The organism is Alteromonas portus, assembly GCF_005117025.1.
In the GTDB taxonomy this organism is placed as follows: domain Bacteria; phylum Pseudomonadota; class Gammaproteobacteria; order Enterobacterales; family Alteromonadaceae; genus Alteromonas; species Alteromonas portus.
In genome coordinates this window covers 417,701-433,744 of the sequence record NZ_SWCO01000002.1, presented here as the reverse complement: position 1 = coordinate 433,744, position 16,044 = coordinate 417,701, and the positions used below count along the sequence as shown (strand labels likewise).

The 16,044-nt window shown below is 43.5% G+C and carries 12 protein-coding genes and 1 other RNA gene; 8 read left to right on the top strand and 5 right to left on the bottom strand.

Translation table 11 applies throughout. The annotated features are described in order from the left end of the window. Positions 1-132: 132 nt before the first annotated feature. Positions 133-491, top strand: a transfer-messenger RNA (tmRNA) gene (gene ssrA / locus E5672_RS05935). A gap of 306 nt (positions 492-797) precedes the next feature. Here ssrA and E5672_RS05930 read toward each other — a convergent pair. After that, entirely contained in the window at positions 798-1,400 is a 603-nt protein-coding gene (locus E5672_RS05930; protein WP_136781353.1) for a thiamine biosynthesis protein ThiC, read from the bottom strand. A gap of 315 nt (positions 1,401-1,715) precedes the next feature. On the opposite strand from E5672_RS05930, the gene E5672_RS05925 reads away from it, so the two are divergent. From E5672_RS05925 to E5672_RS05895, 7 genes are all read left to right on the top strand, one after another. Then, entirely contained in the window at positions 1,716-2,438 is a 723-nt protein-coding gene (locus E5672_RS05925; protein WP_136781352.1) for an ABC transporter ATP-binding protein, read from the top strand. After that, complete coding sequence (locus E5672_RS05920; RefSeq protein WP_136781351.1) at positions 2,435-3,877, top strand: ABC transporter permease; 1,443 nt, start codon at positions 2,435-2,437, stop codon at positions 3,875-3,877. Before E5672_RS05925 ends, E5672_RS05920 begins: the two co-directional genes overlap by 4 nt. Beyond that, a complete protein-coding gene (locus E5672_RS05915) occupies positions 3,874-5,184 on the top strand; it encodes a DUF3526 domain-containing protein (RefSeq protein WP_136781350.1) in 1,311 nt (436 codons plus the stop codon). Before E5672_RS05920 ends, E5672_RS05915 begins: the two co-directional genes overlap by 4 nt. Further along, complete coding sequence (locus E5672_RS05910; RefSeq protein WP_136781349.1) at positions 5,174-7,369, top strand: TonB-dependent siderophore receptor; 2,196 nt, start codon at positions 5,174-5,176, stop codon at positions 7,367-7,369. The genes E5672_RS05915 and E5672_RS05910 overlap by 11 nt, the downstream gene beginning before the upstream one ends. 178 nt (positions 7,370-7,547) lie before the next feature. Continuing rightward, a complete protein-coding gene (locus tag E5672_RS05905; protein ID WP_136781348.1) occupies positions 7,548-8,600 on the top strand; it encodes a hypothetical protein in 1,053 nt (350 codons plus the stop codon). A 9-nt stretch (positions 8,601-8,609) separates the two neighbouring features. Continuing rightward, positions 8,610-9,116 (top strand): YfiR family protein, encoded by a 507-nt coding sequence (locus E5672_RS05900; protein WP_276606285.1) that lies wholly within the window; start codon positions 8,610-8,612, stop codon positions 9,114-9,116. Continuing rightward, the gene (locus tag E5672_RS05895) at positions 9,116-11,155 is read left to right on the top strand and encodes a bifunctional diguanylate cyclase/phosphodiesterase (protein ID WP_136781346.1); all 2,040 of its coding nucleotides are present in this window, start codon (positions 9,116-9,118) and stop codon (positions 11,153-11,155) included. The genes E5672_RS05900 and E5672_RS05895 overlap by 1 nt, the downstream gene beginning before the upstream one ends. Before the next feature lie 14 nt (positions 11,156-11,169). Here the strand turns inward: E5672_RS05895 and E5672_RS20120 are convergent, their stop codons facing one another. Genes E5672_RS20120 through E5672_RS05875 form a run of 4 tightly spaced genes read right to left on the bottom strand, consistent with a single transcriptional unit; the run spans position 11,170 to position 15,790 of the window. Then, the gene (locus tag E5672_RS20120) at positions 11,170-11,454 is read right to left on the bottom strand and encodes a DUF3325 family protein (RefSeq protein ID WP_136781345.1); all 285 of its coding nucleotides are present in this window, start codon (positions 11,452-11,454) and stop codon (positions 11,170-11,172) included. Beyond that, positions 11,451-13,037, bottom strand: a complete 1,587-nt coding sequence (locus E5672_RS05885; protein WP_136781344.1) for a PepSY-associated TM helix domain-containing protein — start codon at positions 13,035-13,037, stop codon at positions 11,451-11,453. Before E5672_RS05885 ends, E5672_RS20120 begins: the two co-directional genes overlap by 4 nt. Further along, positions 13,034-13,327 (bottom strand): hypothetical protein, encoded by a 294-nt coding sequence (locus E5672_RS05880; RefSeq protein WP_136781343.1) that lies wholly within the window; start codon positions 13,325-13,327, stop codon positions 13,034-13,036. The genes E5672_RS05885 and E5672_RS05880 overlap by 4 nt, the downstream gene beginning before the upstream one ends. Positions 13,328-13,342: 15 nt before the next feature. Then, positions 13,343-15,790 carry a TonB-dependent receptor gene (locus E5672_RS05875; RefSeq protein WP_136781342.1) on the bottom strand — a complete coding sequence of 816 codons (2,448 nt, stop codon included), beginning with the start codon at positions 15,788-15,790 and terminating at the stop codon, positions 13,343-13,345. Positions 15,791-16,044 lie beyond the last annotated feature (254 nt).

Sequence of the window (16,044 nt, the reverse complement as noted above, 5' to 3'; positions counted from 1 at the left end):
ACACTGGTAAGCTTTTGAAAAACTAGATGTTATTTTTGGTTGATTTATAGCCAAACCCTTAAAATTTAAAGTAATTTTCAAAAGAATGTATTTAACCATGTAACAATTGTGCTATTATTGAAAATCACACTCGGGGCTGATTAGGATTCGACAGGATCTAGGAAGCCGGAGGTGCATGCAGAGGAGCGGTTTGCCTCTTAAAAAGCCGCATTTAAATAGTCGCAAACGACGAAACATACGCACTAGCCGCTTAATAACCGGCATAGGCCCTTCCACCCTAGTCTTTTCCTGCTAGCGGGGATTCGGAAGGTCATCCAAGTAGGATAGCGAGGGAACCTTGTCTAAGGGTGAACCGCGAAACAGTATTAGGCCAGCTGCAAGGAAATCCTGTTTGTCGGAGTTCCAAGCAGTTAAATAAATGACAAACTAAGCATGTAGTACCAAAGGTAGACATTTTCTGGACGCGGGTTCAAATCCCGCCAGCTCCACCAATTCAATAAAAAAAGACGTTCTAGGACGTCTTTTTTTATGTCTCAATTTCAGTAACTTACCCTCATCTAGACCCGCAAGTTCTGAGAGCATATAGTAGCATTCACACACTGAATAACATTAGAAGCGACACAATGTTATGTGACGCATCGCAGTATTACAGTGGGTTACAACACCAGAAACTTAGTGGAACTGTTAGCGACAGGTTGGATGCGCTGAACACTATGCAGCTGTTCACATCCCCACCGCTCCCTTACAAGCTCCAATGTTTTACTTAATAAAGTACTTTGTTTGAAAGTTATTAAGCCCTAGTCTGATTTGCGGTTTAGGCTTATTAAGCAGATAGCCAACAGTAACGTTGCAATCATACCTGAAGCGCCAGCTACACCTGATGGTAAAAATCCATCACGACCAAATATAATCAATATGGTATTGGCAAGCATAGCTACTGCGCCGGCTACAGTTGTAAGGCCGCCAATTGCTTTACCGCCTTTTGCTAGAAGTGATAGGCCGAAAACAACGGCTGCTAAGCCTAACAATAGTTTTGCCGTATAGTAAATCATGAAAGATAAAGACACCACGCCGCCGATTAAAGGCTTAGCCCCTTCTACTGCGCCAGCAACTTGGCCGAAGGTTGAAAATAACGTTAGGCCGATACTCACCTGCACTATATTAAGCACTGCACTAAAAGCAATAGCCGACCAACCTAGTTGCGCCTCTTTAGCTTGCACCATTGCGGTACTTGCAAAAGCAACTAGCACGGTAAAAATAGTTGCTTCAAATCCCCAGGCATACTGTCTTGAAAAGCTAATTCCGCCGCTGTAAAGCGCTGTAAAAACAGCCTGTGTTATTGCTAGTAGTAATAATAACGACGCTGTAATTTGAATGGTGCGCTTATGTGTAAATTCCATTATGACTCTCTTTTAATTTCATAGGTAAATAGCATTTATTGGTGTTGCTAAAAGACAGGTAAAGCAAACTAATAATTTCACACAATTCGGTAAAAGTGGAAAAATCTTTGATAAAAATAGAAAGCTTAAATTCAATGAGATAGCCATATACTCATTGGCATGCTCTTTTCATTCATAACTTCGACACTTTTCTGTTACGCCCTGCTTTAGTCCCTTGATTGGTCATTCCACTCTCACTTTGAAGTAAAACGTATTCCCAATCATTTAGTTATAATATAACATTGCGCAAAATTTTCTGTTACGGCACGTTATACAATGCAAACAAATTCAGTAATCTGCGCGGATGCGCTTACCGTACGTGTTGACGATCGCACGCTTCTAGACAATCTCAATTTTAATGTAGGTAAAGGCGAAGTATTTGCACTGTTAGGTGGAAATGGTGCGGGTAAATCTACCACCCTTAAAACTTTTCTAGGGCTTATGAAAGCAAATAGCGGTAGCGCTACTGTGCTAGGGCATAACGCCTCTACCCAGCCAAACCAAGTTCAAAAGTCTGTTGCCTACTTACCCGAATCTGTCACCTTATACGGCCATCTTTCCGGCGTAGAAAATATTCGTTATTTCCTGTCAGTTGCTGGGGTAGATAAGTCTGACGACGATATGTTCGCCGCGCTTCGCAAGGTCGCACTTCAAGAAGATTCGTGGAATAAGGCGCTATCTCATTATTCAAAAGGCATGCGTCAGAAAACGGCAATTGCCTTGGCGCTATTGCGCAACGCGCCTGTGCTGTTTTTAGACGAACCTACATCTGGGCTAGATCCAGCGGCCATTGACGAATTTAATGCGCTAGTGTCAGAGTTAGCGGCAGGCGGCGCTACCATTTTTATGGTAACTCACGACGTATATGGTGCGTGCCAAGTGGCTCACCGTATTGTGCTTTTAAGTAACGGTAAATTAACCGGTTCTTTCGAGCGTGCTGGCGATACGCCAATAGATACTGAAGCCGTTCACGCAGCATTTGCAGGGCGTAATGTATGATACTGAATGTTGCTACAATAATTTGTGCAGAACAGTGGCGCTATTGGATGCGAACAAAAGTAGCGGCCACCGTTTTACTGCTAGGCGCCATACTTACCATTGCAGCACTCGTGGTCAATGCCTTTCACATTAATGAGGCTGCTCACGCCAGAGACCACCTTCAAACAGAAGCTGAACAACGTTTTAAAGCTCAGCCCGATAAACATCCACATCGCATGGTGCATTACGGTCATTACGTTTTTCGCGCCCCCACTCCACTTAGCGTAATTGAACCCGGTGTCGATACCTACACGGGGAACGCTATATTTTTAGAAGGGCACCGTCAAAACAGCGCAATGTTTGCAGAGCAACGCCAATCCGCTGGACTTACGCGATTTAGCAGCTTAACCCCTAGTTTTCTAGCGCTGGTACTTGCACCTTTATTTATTATTCTGATTGGCTACGGCAGCGTAACGCGAGAGCGCGAGGCGGGCACACTTACTTTATTGCTTTCTCAAGGCACCTCACGGTGGGAATTGCTTTTAGGTAAACTTTTGGCGCTTATAACCGCAAGCAGCCTATTTTTACTCCCGCTGCTGCTTGCCTGTTTTTATGTCTTATTTTCAAACGAAAGTGCGCTCGTTGTTATGCTCTTTTGTCTTAGTTATGTGGTTTACTTTTTACTGTGGGCCACGGTAGTAACTGCGTGCTCGGCCATATTTGAAAAAAGCAGCGTTAGCTTTACCGTACTTATTGTCATTTGGATGAGCGCTTGTGTGTTGCTACCTCGTTTAGGAAGCAGTGTCGCCACTAACATTGCTCCTTCAATGGGAAAACTTGAAGCCGATTTCAAAGTGGAAGAAAAGCTTAGAAGTTTAGGCGACGGTCACGACGTTAACGACCCTGCATTCAAAAAGCTAAAAGAAGATTTACTAGCCAAATATAATGTAGATTCAGTTGATGACTTACCCGTGAATTTCAGGGGCATTGTTGCCCAGTACTCAGAAGGCCGACAAGCCAAAGTACTCAATGAGTTTGCTGAAACCCGCATGTCCGAAGAGTTAGAACAAGCCCAAATAGCACGTCAGTTTGGCTGGCTCTCCCCTACCGTAGCTGTGCGCTCTATTTCTACAATTCTTGCTGGAACTAGCCTTGAAACACATCACCGCTTTTTGAGAGAAGCGGAGACATTAAGGCTTGATTTTGTTCAGGCTTTGAACAAGGTTCACGCTGAAAAACTCGACTACAAATTAGATATGAACCGCAATGCCAGTGAAGAGGCAGCAGACAAAGCTGTGGTTGGCGCTGACAACTGGTCGATGTTAGCAGAGTTTGATTTTAAACCCGAAGCTGGAAGCACACGCATAAGTAACGCATTTATTTATTTTGTGCAGCTATTGCTTTGGATGGGACTTACCGCATTACTTCTACAAGCTGCAGTTAGGAGGTTAAATCCATGATCCGTTTTAGTGATATTAAACGAGAAGCGGGTTTCGTATTTGGTCATCGCCAGATAAAACTAACGCTTTTAGTCGTGTTTCTTCTAAGCTCGGTTTCGTTATGGTCAGGCTATGCGGAAATGCAAGAGCAGCAAGCCACAATAGAGCGCCTGTTAAAGAAAGATGAAACAGAACGCAACGCTGTCCTTACTCACCAATCCAATTACGGCATGGTTGCCTATTACGCCTTTCATTTGACTTATGCCCCACCCTCACCGTTGGCGTTTGCTGCCGTAGGAGAGCGCGATGTGTTTCCGTGGAAGCACCGCATTCGAATGCTCGCACTCGAAGGTCAGATTTACGAAAGCGATACAGACAATCCAGAACTTGCTTTCTTAGGGCGCTTTGACTTTGCGTTTGTTACCAGTGTACTACTGCCCCTGTTTATCATTTTGCTGCTTTACGACTTAAAGGCGAAGGAACGCGAGGCACGCCGTTTTGACTTACTTAATGTAACCGCACGTAATTCACATGCTATTTGGTCATCACGTGTACTGGTAACCCTAGTTCCCTTAGTACTGGCAACACTTATTCCTCTTATTGCCTTTAGTGTGGTCAATGGCGCGTCTGTGGCTTCAATTCTAACGGTTTGCGCCATAGTCATTGGCAGCATCATTATATGGAGTGCCATTGTTCTTGCCATAGGTGCTGCTAAGCGTTTTGCTCATTTCAGTGCCACACATCTGGCCTCAATCATGTTAGGCGTATGGCTTGTCACAACTGTTATTGTGCCTGTTACCGGACACACCATAATTAACGCGTCTGTTGATACACCTGAGGGCGGTGACATTGTGCTTACGCAGCGAGAGGCCGTTAACAGCGCATGGGACAAACCTGTTGAAGATACATGGCAAGCGTTTATTGAAACTCACCCACAGTGGGCGGATAAAACCGATTTCGACCCGCAGCGAGACAGTTCGTTTAACTGGAAGTGGTACTACGCATTTCAACAAGTTGGCGATCAAACAGCAAAGGGGCTTTCAGAGTCTTACCAAGCCGCCACACTGCGCAAAGATGAAATTGCCAGCTATGTTGCTCTGCTATCGCCATCTTTGTTAACGCAACGCTTATTAACAAGTGCGGCCGATACCGATGTTCAAGCCATGGTCAACTACGAAAATAATGTTCGCGAGTTTCATGCGTCGCTGCGCAAATTTTACTACCACCATTTGTTTGAAGCTCCTGACTTTTCAACTGCCAGTTTTAAACAGCTACCCCAATTTTCACCACAAGTAAGTAAGAAACAGGAAAACACTCATGAAGACTAGTTGGGTAAAATCTACCCTCGCCATTTCTATTGCATCGCTTTTGAATGTTTCTGCATATGCGCAAAACACTGATGATCAATCAGAAGCAAATGTAGAGAAGATTACTGTTCACGGGATGCATCGGGCATATCAAGGGGCGTTTGAGTATAAAGAAGTGCCCGCCGCCGCGCAGGATATCGATCTCAGATTAATGAATGATGCAGGCGCTATCAACCTTAACGACGCATTAGACTTATCCGCCTCGGTAGCAAGGCAAAATAATTTTGGCGGCCTTTGGAACAGCTTTGCTATACGCGGTTTTTCAGGTGACGAGAACTTACCTAGTGGTTTTTTAGTAAATGGTTTTAACGCAGGACGCGGCTTTGGCGGACCTCGTGATTTATCTGGCATTGATCATGTTGAAGTATTAAAAGGCCCGAAGGCAGCGCTGTTTGGTCGTGGAGAACCAGGTGGAGCGGTAAACCTTGTTACAAAGCGCCCTCAGTTCCGTCAAGGTGGTGAAATTAAAGCGACTTACGGAAGCTGGTCGCAGAAGCGTATTGAGGCTGATGTACAAACCGTGGCAGGCAGCGCTGAAGATGTAGGCGTACGCTTAGTAGGCTTTTATGAAGATGCAGAAAGTTTTCGCGATATAGTAGAGACTGAGCGTTTCGGATTTTACCCATCCGTAACGTGGGAAGCGTCGGCAGATACCAAGATCACGTATGAACTCGAATACACCGAACAAAAAATTCCTTTTGACCGTGGGGTTGTGGCCATTGATGGTGAATTGGGCCATCAGCCAATTGAAACCTTTACTGGCGATCCTAGTGGCGACACCATCGATACTGAAGTAGTTGGTCATCAAATAGAAATTTCCCATAAACTTGCTGACGAATGGAACCTGCTTTTGGGTGCTGGCTTGCGCGATACCACTTTCGAAGGTAACGCATTAGAAAACAATTTCGATGGTCGCCAAACGTTGTTTATCGATCCCAATCAAGCTTTGCTGTCACGTTTTAAACGCTACCGTAATTTTCAAACCGATTACTTCGTTTTACGTGGTGAAATCGCGGGGCATTTCGATACTGGGTCGCTCACCCATCGCGTGATTATTGGTGCTGACTACGACAAATTTGAAAATGATCAGATTATTCTGCGCTACCGCCCCCCATTCTTTTCAAGCGATACTGACATTAACGACTTGGATTTAGATCAGTACTTGGTGGTTGATATTTTCAATCCTGATTACTCACCGCTTCCGGACGTTGAATTGTCTGACAATTTGGACCGTTTTGAAGTTCAAGAGGCTTGGGGTATCTATTTTCAAGACCAAATCAACATCACTGATAAGTTCCAAATTAGACTGGGCGGCCGCTTCGATAAGTTCGAGCAGGAAATTGATAACCGCTTAGCGTCCCCTGTAAGTACTACATCACAGGACGACACGCGCTTCTCTCCACAAGTGGGTGCTGTTTACTTGTTTGATGACACCACGAGTGTGTACGCAACCTACGGTGAAGGTTTCCGACAACTGACAGGCTCAGATTTCGCCGGAAACCCGTTTGAACCGAATGAATCGAAATCAGCGGAAATCGGGGTTAAGGCCGATCTTACGTCAATGTTCAATAATATACGTGGTGACGTTACTTTCGCTGTGTTTAATATCGAGCAAAGCAACATTTTGGTGTTTGATGACAGCGAGGAAGCATCTGACGGCTTCTTTCTTACCCCGGCTGGCGAAGCGCGCAGTCGTGGTGTTGAGCTAGATATTAATGCTGAATTTGAAAATGATATTTCGCTTTGGGTATCGTACACCTTTGTTGATGCAGAGAGTACAAACGATGCGGCGGACGCTAATTTTGTTGCAGCCATTGAATCTGGTGACCCACTCATTAACGTGCCAGAAAACCAACTGAGCATTCAATTGAGCAAAGGCCTTAGTTTTGCTGATATGCCAGCTCGTATTGGTTCAGGCCTGTTGTATGTAGATAAGCGTTTAGGTCAAACCGCTACTGACTTCTATTTACCCAGCTACACCACGGTTCGTGCGTTTGCTGAAATAGAGCCTATAGAGAACTTATCGGTTAAAGTTTCGGTAGATAACCTATTTGATGAAGAGTTTTATACAAACTCTTTTGCTGACGTATGGGTTGAACCTGGTGCACCCCAGCGCTTTAGGTTAACAGCCGCCTATCGCTTTTAGCGCTTCATTTTAGCTACAATTCTGTAGGGCACTGTTTTTAAGCAGTGCCTTTTGTACGCTAACGAATTAAAAATTATCTATTTTCTTATAGATATACTACAAAAGACTAATCTTAAGTCATTATAAAAAACGCGCGAATAGCCTATAATTTTCATATCGTTTTCTTTCCGGCTAAACAATGAAATATACCTTTTTTTCTTCGTGCCTTTTCTTTGCATTTTCAACCTGCGCTTTTGCACAAAGTACGCCTTCAGAGTTTGCAGAAATGAGCTTCCAAGATTTGCTAGATGTTAATGTTAATGATTCATCAGATGAACTCAACGAGCGTAAATGGACGGTATCTTTACAATTTAAAGCAGCTGAATTCGACGGGTATATGATTGACGATAGTGAGGTTTCACTAGCAGACGTATTATTTACCCCAGGCGAAGATACCAGGACAGACAAGAACTTTCCCGTTGTACCCACTGTTATCAATCAGTATGCAAAGATAGTTCAAATAGGCTATCAGGTTCAAAAAGACATCAAACTTGGTTTACAAATCCCTCTCATTCGACAAGAAACCGATCATGTCAGTGTCGTTCCGGGCTACGATGAATTTTTGATTTCGTCTGAAGGCTTAGGTGATGTCGTGGTTACAGGGCTTTATGAGCTAGCGTCTACCGATGGCTATAGTATCTGGCTTAGTGGCGGGGTTAGTTTTCCTACTGGTTCAATCGACGAACAAGGCGATACACCAAGGGCTGCGGGAGATCAGCAGCTTCCCTATACAATGCAATTAGGTTCAGGCACTTTTGACTTCCCTGTTGAAATTGGTTTTCAAAATAAGGGGCGTTACCCATTTTCAATTATGTTTTCAGCTAGGATCCGTAGTGGCGACAACGATAGAAACTATCGTTTGGGCAACAATTACGAATTAAACAGCAAATATAATTTTATTATTTCTCAAAGCACTACGCTATTTGCTGGCGCAGAATTTAGCTACGCAGATGCAATTCACGGGCGCGACGAAGAAATAACAGTAGAGGGCCAATTCCCCTACCCAGCTGGGATCACTAACCCAGACCTTTATGGCGGCAGTAAAGTGAGGTTATTCGGTGGCATAAATCACTCGGTCGCTGATTGGCTACAGCTTCAACTGAGTGGAAGTAAGCCCGTCTACCAACATCTGAATGGTCCTCAACCAAAAGAGTTATGGCGTTTCGGATTTCAGATGACAACGTTTTTTTAAGCGCTCCGTGTGATTAGTCTTTTTTTAAGATTCGCCGTCAAATGCTTGTGGGTAACAGTTGCCTATTGTTCCCTGTTGACTTATGCGTCGGCTGAACTGCAAAAAATTGATAAGCTTAAAGCGGCTTACATGTTTAATTTTACAAAGTTTATTAGCTGGGGTGACACAAATAACGGCCCAATTCATTTCTGTGTACATAGAAGTCCTGAGCTTGAGTCTTTTTTAGTTGCGCTCATTACATCAAGGGAAAAAGATAAGCCTACGGTTGTGGTATCTGACACGAATGAAAGCAACACCTGTGACATTATCTATTTAACCGACGGCGAGGGATTAAGTAACGAACATTTCCACAACAGTGTCTTGGTGACGTCTAACGATGTAATGTTGGAAGTATCTCCGGTAATACGTTTTTTCGTAGAGGAGCAAAAGCTTAGGTTCGAGATTGATTTAGAAAAAGCACAAGAACTTAATGTCAAAATTAGTTCAAAACTTATTCAAGTTGCGAGGGTGAAATAATGTTTCAACGTTCCTCGTTTTTCACTAAACAGCTTTTTACGGTTCTTGTTGTTAACTTTTTTTCCCTATGTCTGGTGGCGGGACTGCTATACAGTAACTTTGTTGAAGATTATAAAAGTAACCTAGTTGATGTATTAGATAACCAGTCAACGCTTCTTGCTTCGGCCACAAGTACCTCCGTTCTTTTTGCTGATACAGATACAACTCAAGAGTTATTAGACGCGGCATCTAAACTACCAGCAATAAAGAGTGCTAAAATTTATGATGCTAACGAAGATGTCATCGCAAGCTATACCATGGATGAAATTGTCGAACATAAACCTCCCTCACTTCTTCTTGAAGGAGCAACGTTCGGTGATCATATAATCCACTACTTAAAACCCATTGAGTTTAGCAGTGACGTCATCGGTTATTTAATACTTAGCGCAAGCACCTCTTCGCTAGAAGCAAAACAAGAACATGCTATGTACGTGGTAGTTGGCGTTCTTTTAGCAAGTATGCTGTTAACTTATCTTTTTCACTGGCGTCTTCAGCGCTTACTTACCAAGCCAATCCAACAGCTTATTTCATTAGTAAAAGCGGTTGGGACTGACCGCGAATACTCAGTACGTCTGCCCGATCAACGAACAGATGAACTGGGCGAGTTGTTTAACGGTGTAAACGATATACTTGCGACGGTAGAGCATCATCAAACACAATTAAAAACGCAAAATACTGAGCTTGAAAGGCTAGTTGAATTAAGAACCCGCCAACTTTACCAACGGGCAAACTATGATGCCCTCACGCAACTTCCCAACAGGCATTTATTTGTAGAAAAGCTAGATAAAGCCGTGCTGAATGCTAATAAAAACAATTCAGCGCTCTCTATTTTGTTCCTCGACCTAGATCGATTCAAGCTTATTAACGATACCCTTGGCCACGATATTGGTGATGAAGTACTGGTTATTGTGGCAGAAAAGCTGACGTCAATTATCACTAAACAAGATTGTGTGTGCCGATGGGGTGGAGATGAATTTGTGGTTATGCTTGAAGGTATTGACGACCGCGATGAATTAGCGTCAATAGCATCACGAATTATCGACAGCTTGAGTCAACCAATGGCTGTCAGTGTTAATCAACTTCATATCTCTACCAGTATTGGCATTGCGTTACACCAGCAAAATTTAGAAACGGGCATTGAGATCCTAAAACACGCAGATACGAGCATGTATCATGCTAAAGAAAGAGGGCCAGGTCACTATAGTTTCTTTAACATTGCGATGCTGGAAGAGTCTCTGGTGAGGCTATCGCTAGAAAGTCGCATTAGGCAGGCCATCAAGTTAGAGCACTGCTTTTCGTTGGTTTATCAACCTCAGATATGTATTCACAGCCAAAAGCTTATTGGATTAGAGTCTCTAATTCGCTGGAATGATAACGGCAATGAAATACCTCCTTCCCAGTTTATCCCCGTTGCAGAAGAAGCAGGCTTAATTAACCCTATCACCTCATGGGTAATTGCCAGCGTGTGTGAACAAATTAGAAATTGGTTGGATGACGGGTTAACACTAGTACCGGTGGCCGTTAATTTGCCCGCTAGCTTTTTAATTCAAATAGATTGCGCTGAGCAAATAGACGATATTTTGAAAAAACATCACGTTCCACCGCACCTTTTAGAAATAGAATTAACAGAAAATTCTTTTATTAGTTCTACCGATTTTGCGCTTACATCGCTTAAAAAACTTAAGAAGATAGGCCTTAAGATTTCTATCGATGACTTTGGAACAGGGTATTCTTGTTTAAGCTATATTGGAACACTGCCCATTGATAAACTGAAAATCGACGGAAGCTTCGTTTCACAGTTAGGCTGCTCGGGCTCAAATGATGGCATTGTGAATACAATAATTATGCTTGCTAAGAGTTTAGGGCTTACCACATTGGGAGAATGTGTAGAAACAGGCGCACAGCAGTCTATCTTAAAAGATATGGGCTGCGATGCTATCCAAGGTTACTTACACTATAAACCTTTACAAAGCGGGTCTATTGCCACTTTGCTACACTAGCCGTTATTCCAGCATTAAGGTAAAGAACTGAAATATAAGGCTATAGACAACAGGGCTGCACTTAATGTGCAGCACCACCAAACCATTGCGATGCTGGTAATTTCGATACTCGCCATTGCTAGGCACAAAGATGCAATGAGCAACATCCAGCCTATTAGCTTGGTAAAGAGTGACGAGGGTAATACCCGCAACACCTGTGTTAGTATCCTACTATTACCTGCCTGCTTAGCATGTTTGTTCATTGCTAACATTAAACATAAAAAGCCTAACAGTTGTAGTAGAAAAACCAGCGTTATCATTTCTGCTCCTTTCTCACACAAGTGCTAGGTTTAGTACTCTTTGTGGCTATTTCCGCCTTGATAATACGTAAACCTATTTTCTTTGCTGCCCAATACAAGATGATACCTGAAATGAAAAAAGCAGGAATAAAGCTTAAATAAACGCTATCTAAATTCTCGATACTGTTTACTATTCGGTCTCTAAATAACACGAGCTCTATGACAACGGTGAAAAAACATAGCCCGCTTGCTAGCGCGAACTGCTCCTTCCACGCAACAGCAGCTTTCGCTCGCCAAAATGCGTGAACCGCACTTAATGCCCACACCGTGAAAAATGCATTCACTTCAAATTGGGCGCGACCGGCAACATTGTATCCTATCAATTTGTTAGCAATAAAAAACGATAGGCTGGCCAATATTAAGCCAGCAACAGCCACCACATTGCCTTTTTCCACAAGCGCCAAAGTGAACGGGTTTTGCCTTGCGCTTTTCTTCCGCTGAGCTACCCAAATAATATTTCCCGTGGCAATAAGCGCGCAGCCTAAAATACCTAACCCAAATAGCAACCATCGCATAGCAATGGGGGCGAAGTTGGCCTGGTGAAGCCCGTACAAAATACGCCTTACTTGAGCTGGTAAGGTTTCGTCATCGTAGCCTTTAAGTGGGTTACCAGTATAAGTTTCAAAAACTAAACGGTCTGCACGGGTCGATACGGTTGTGGCCTTACTGCGTTCTACGATTACGCGACTATCTTTATACCCTACACCCTCAACGGTAATTCTTGCTATTGGATTGGCCTCGCGCCACTGGTTAGCAATTGTTTCTAGTATATGAGCGTAGTTAGGTACAGGAGGTTGCACGTTTGACAAATAGTCGTCACCAGTGACTTTTTCCGTTAACGCTAAGTTAGGCAGTGAAGGAATAATCTGGCTGTTTACGCCTCGTTCGCCCTTTTCGAAGTTAGCGTTAGCTGTATAGGGCAAATACATGATTGCGTAAATGAAAATGCCGCTTAGGCAAATCATAATACAAAAGGGAATAGTAAGAATACCGGCTAAGGCATGAAAGTCGGTGGTCCACTTCTGTAGCTTTTGAGAGCGAAGCGTGAAGAAGTCTTTAAAAAATCTGCGGTGTGTATAAATTCCGGTAAAAATAGCAAGCAGCATAGCCATTGCAGCGATGCCCGCAATGTATCGCCCGCCATAGCCTCGAAGTTGTAACGTGTAGTGAAAGTTCCTAAAAAACAAGCCACCTTTAGTTTCAGTTTCGTTTTCACTTGCAGCGAGTTGATTATTAAAGGTTACCGTTCTCCTTTGCTTACCTTCGCGCCATTGCACACTCCAATGCGCAGAACGTTCTGAAGGCAAAGCTATTCGCCACTGGTCAGCTTCACCAGCATGTGTACCTAAATACGCAAAGGAATGAGCAATCATGGATTGCTGACTTTGGGAAATGTGCCCTCTTTCAGGCATCAGGTAACGGGTCATTTCCGGTGTGAAATAGCTTAACGTACCGGTAAAAAATATGGCAAAAAGCAACCAGCCGAGGATCACACCTAAATAAGTGTGTAGCCAGATCATACTCTTTCTGAATGTTGCTTTCATAATGGGTTGCTTAGAGGTGAAACTAACGGAAGCGCCAAGGCAAGAATGGCAGAAAAAGCAATTAAAAACGCGCACCACTTCAAGGTGCGTTTAATAGCAAAACTTGCGATAAATAGGGCAAAAAACACAAAGTAGCTTGCCATACTACCACTTAGTATTGCCACTCCCTCTTGCTGCTTGAACGTGTGGAAAAAGATAAAAGCGAAGTAAAAGCTAGTAAGCGCAGAAACGGCATAGCCGCCCAAAATGGCGGCTATGCTACGCAGCGCAATGTCTACGTTGTTATTCAAATTACTTTCTCTAATTTAGAAGCGATAAGCCACAGAAAGCTTCGCGTTGCGCTCTTCGCCAGGCAAACCACCTAGGTACATAGCACTGCTGTAGTAGTCAGTATTATCTAGGTTACGAAGGTTTAGCTGCACATCCCAGTCGTCAGACACATAGCTAACTGCCGCATCCCATACTGTGTATGAATCTACGAACGCGTAGTCAATGCCAAACGCTGAAGCTGAAATAGTGCGCTCATCTTCATACGTTACACCAATGCTGAACTTAACCGGCGCAGGAAGAGCTTCAAAGCTATGGCTATAGGTTAGCCATGTGCTCGCAAACTTCTCAGCAATACCTTTGGTTTGTTCTTCATCAGTGCTCGTCGCATAGGCGCCGGGCTCAGTTCTTGGCTCTTGATAAGTACCGTTTGCGTTTAATGACCATTGTTCGTTTATGTCAAAGTTGATATCTACTTCAACACCCGTTGTACGGTCTTGCTCATCGTAGTAAAACTCTGGTACATCAACGTTGTATGAAGGATCGTCAATGTTGTCTTCATAAAGCGGATTGCTGTATTGAAGATTGGTACGAGCCGTGTCAAACACAACAACAGAACCAATTACCTGCTCGTCCAACGCCGTAAAACGTACACCTAAATCCCAAGATTCAGATTCTGAGTCAGGGCGGTTGTCTTCTTCTGATAGTGAACCAAGCACACTGTATGCTGTACGACCTTTTGAGTGGTTAATAAATGTACTTAGGCTATCGCTGTACATATAAGTTAAACCTAGGTTATAGGTGAAACCATCATCATCGGCATCGTATTCTGGGTTACCGTCGCTGAATTGGTTTTGATAGGTCTGCTTCACGCCACCGTATGCTCCGCCAATTCGCGCTGTAAAGCTATCGCTTAAATACAGTACTTCTTGGAAGCTCACGCCCCAACTAGATACATCTTTATCGTATTTGCTACGAAGCGATGGGTTGTAGTCTTCAAAAGTGCCAGTGGGCCAATTTGGGTTACGAATATCTAAAATATAAGGCACAGCATCACTACGTGTATCATCAGCATCCCATATAGACCACTGAGTATAGTTAACTTCCATGTCTTCATAGTTTGCGCTAAATAGATGCTCACCACGAATATCACCAAGCGACCACGTATTCGTTAAGTCGATGAAATACTGCCACACTTTTTCTTCCGCTTGAATTTTGCGGTACTCTTGGCGACGCGCTGCATAAGGATATAGTACGTCATCAATTACAAGTGGAGAGCGAGGCTCAAGGTTTGTGGTGCCGTTACGGTCAACATAAACATAGTTATACGCGCTGGTTTGGCGAATATATTCAGTTTCGTAGGTACGATACTGCAACTGTTGGGTTAAAGACCAGTCGCTACTGATCACCAAATCTTGACGCAGTTTTATGCGGAACTCTTCACCTTCATTCGGGCGTGAAATTGGCGAAATAAGGCTAGTATCGCCCAAGTCAAATGGCTGTACACCGTCGGTAGAAACCAAAGACGCGGCTAACTCATCACGCTGAGCGTCGGTAAGCTGTAAACCACCTGATTCTGCAGTATCGTTAACTAAATCTGCGCCTGTTAAGCTACCTGCGTCAGTATCAAACATAGTTAAGTCGATAAGACGAACAGGATGACCTACCGAATCAATTTGCACAGCGTCGTCAATATAAGCAGCAGATAATAGGAACTGGTTATCACTTGATGCAACGTATTTAAGCGACGTATAAAGCTCGCTTCGCTCATCACTTAGTCCGCGATAGCCGTCAGACTGTTCACGGTTCGCTACCACGCGATAAGCCAGGTCTTTGTTAATTGCACCTGTAGCATCAAACAGCAAAGAATAGCTATCCCAGCTTCCTACCGATGCCTTTACTTCATAAGCCTCTTGAAACTGTGGTTTTTTCTCAATGAGATTAATAATACCACCCGCTTCGCCCATGCCGTATAGACCAGTAGCCGGGCCTTTTAGCACTTCAATACTTTCAATGTTGGTCATTGAACGCGTAGGGTTATAGCTGTTGCCCAAATCGGCACCAGCGTAAATGCCGTCAAAGGTGTAGTTAACACCAAGGCCACGAATAGCTAAGTTATCACCCACACCGTAGTTGTTACCGTCTTGACTCAAACCACTAATGTTACGAATACTTTCTTGCAGGGTGCTTACGCCCTGCTCTCTTAGTAAAGTACCGTCAACCACCACGATAGCGGCCGGGGTCTCCATCAAACTCATGTTTGATTTAGTCGCTGTGCCCGACTCTAGAATTAGACGATTGTGACGACCGTAAACGGTAATGACGTCTAAGTTTTCTTCCGCGCTTTGTGCTTGAGAATCTACTGGTGTCTCAGCATCGTTTTCTTGCGCCAGTGCTGACGTGGCAGTAACTGTAGAGGTTACTGATAAAAGAGAGAGAAGAATTGCATTAGCAACTTTACTTTTTTTGTGTGAAGTGTGGTTCATTTTTCGCCCAAATCTAAATGATAATAGTTATCGCTTTTGATAAGGCGGCGAATGTTAGGGTGAGAGCTAGGTTAAATCAACACAAAAATAGCCATTAGTTCAATTTTTTTGAAAAAATACTAAATTCCTGCACATTTTTACGTTTTATACACAATTGCTTTTTGCTAATTAAACAAAGTTGATTTAAGTTGAACAGCCTTTGCACTGCAGATGGGGGCCGTTATAGCTAAGCGCTTTTAATTTATTTTGCGAGG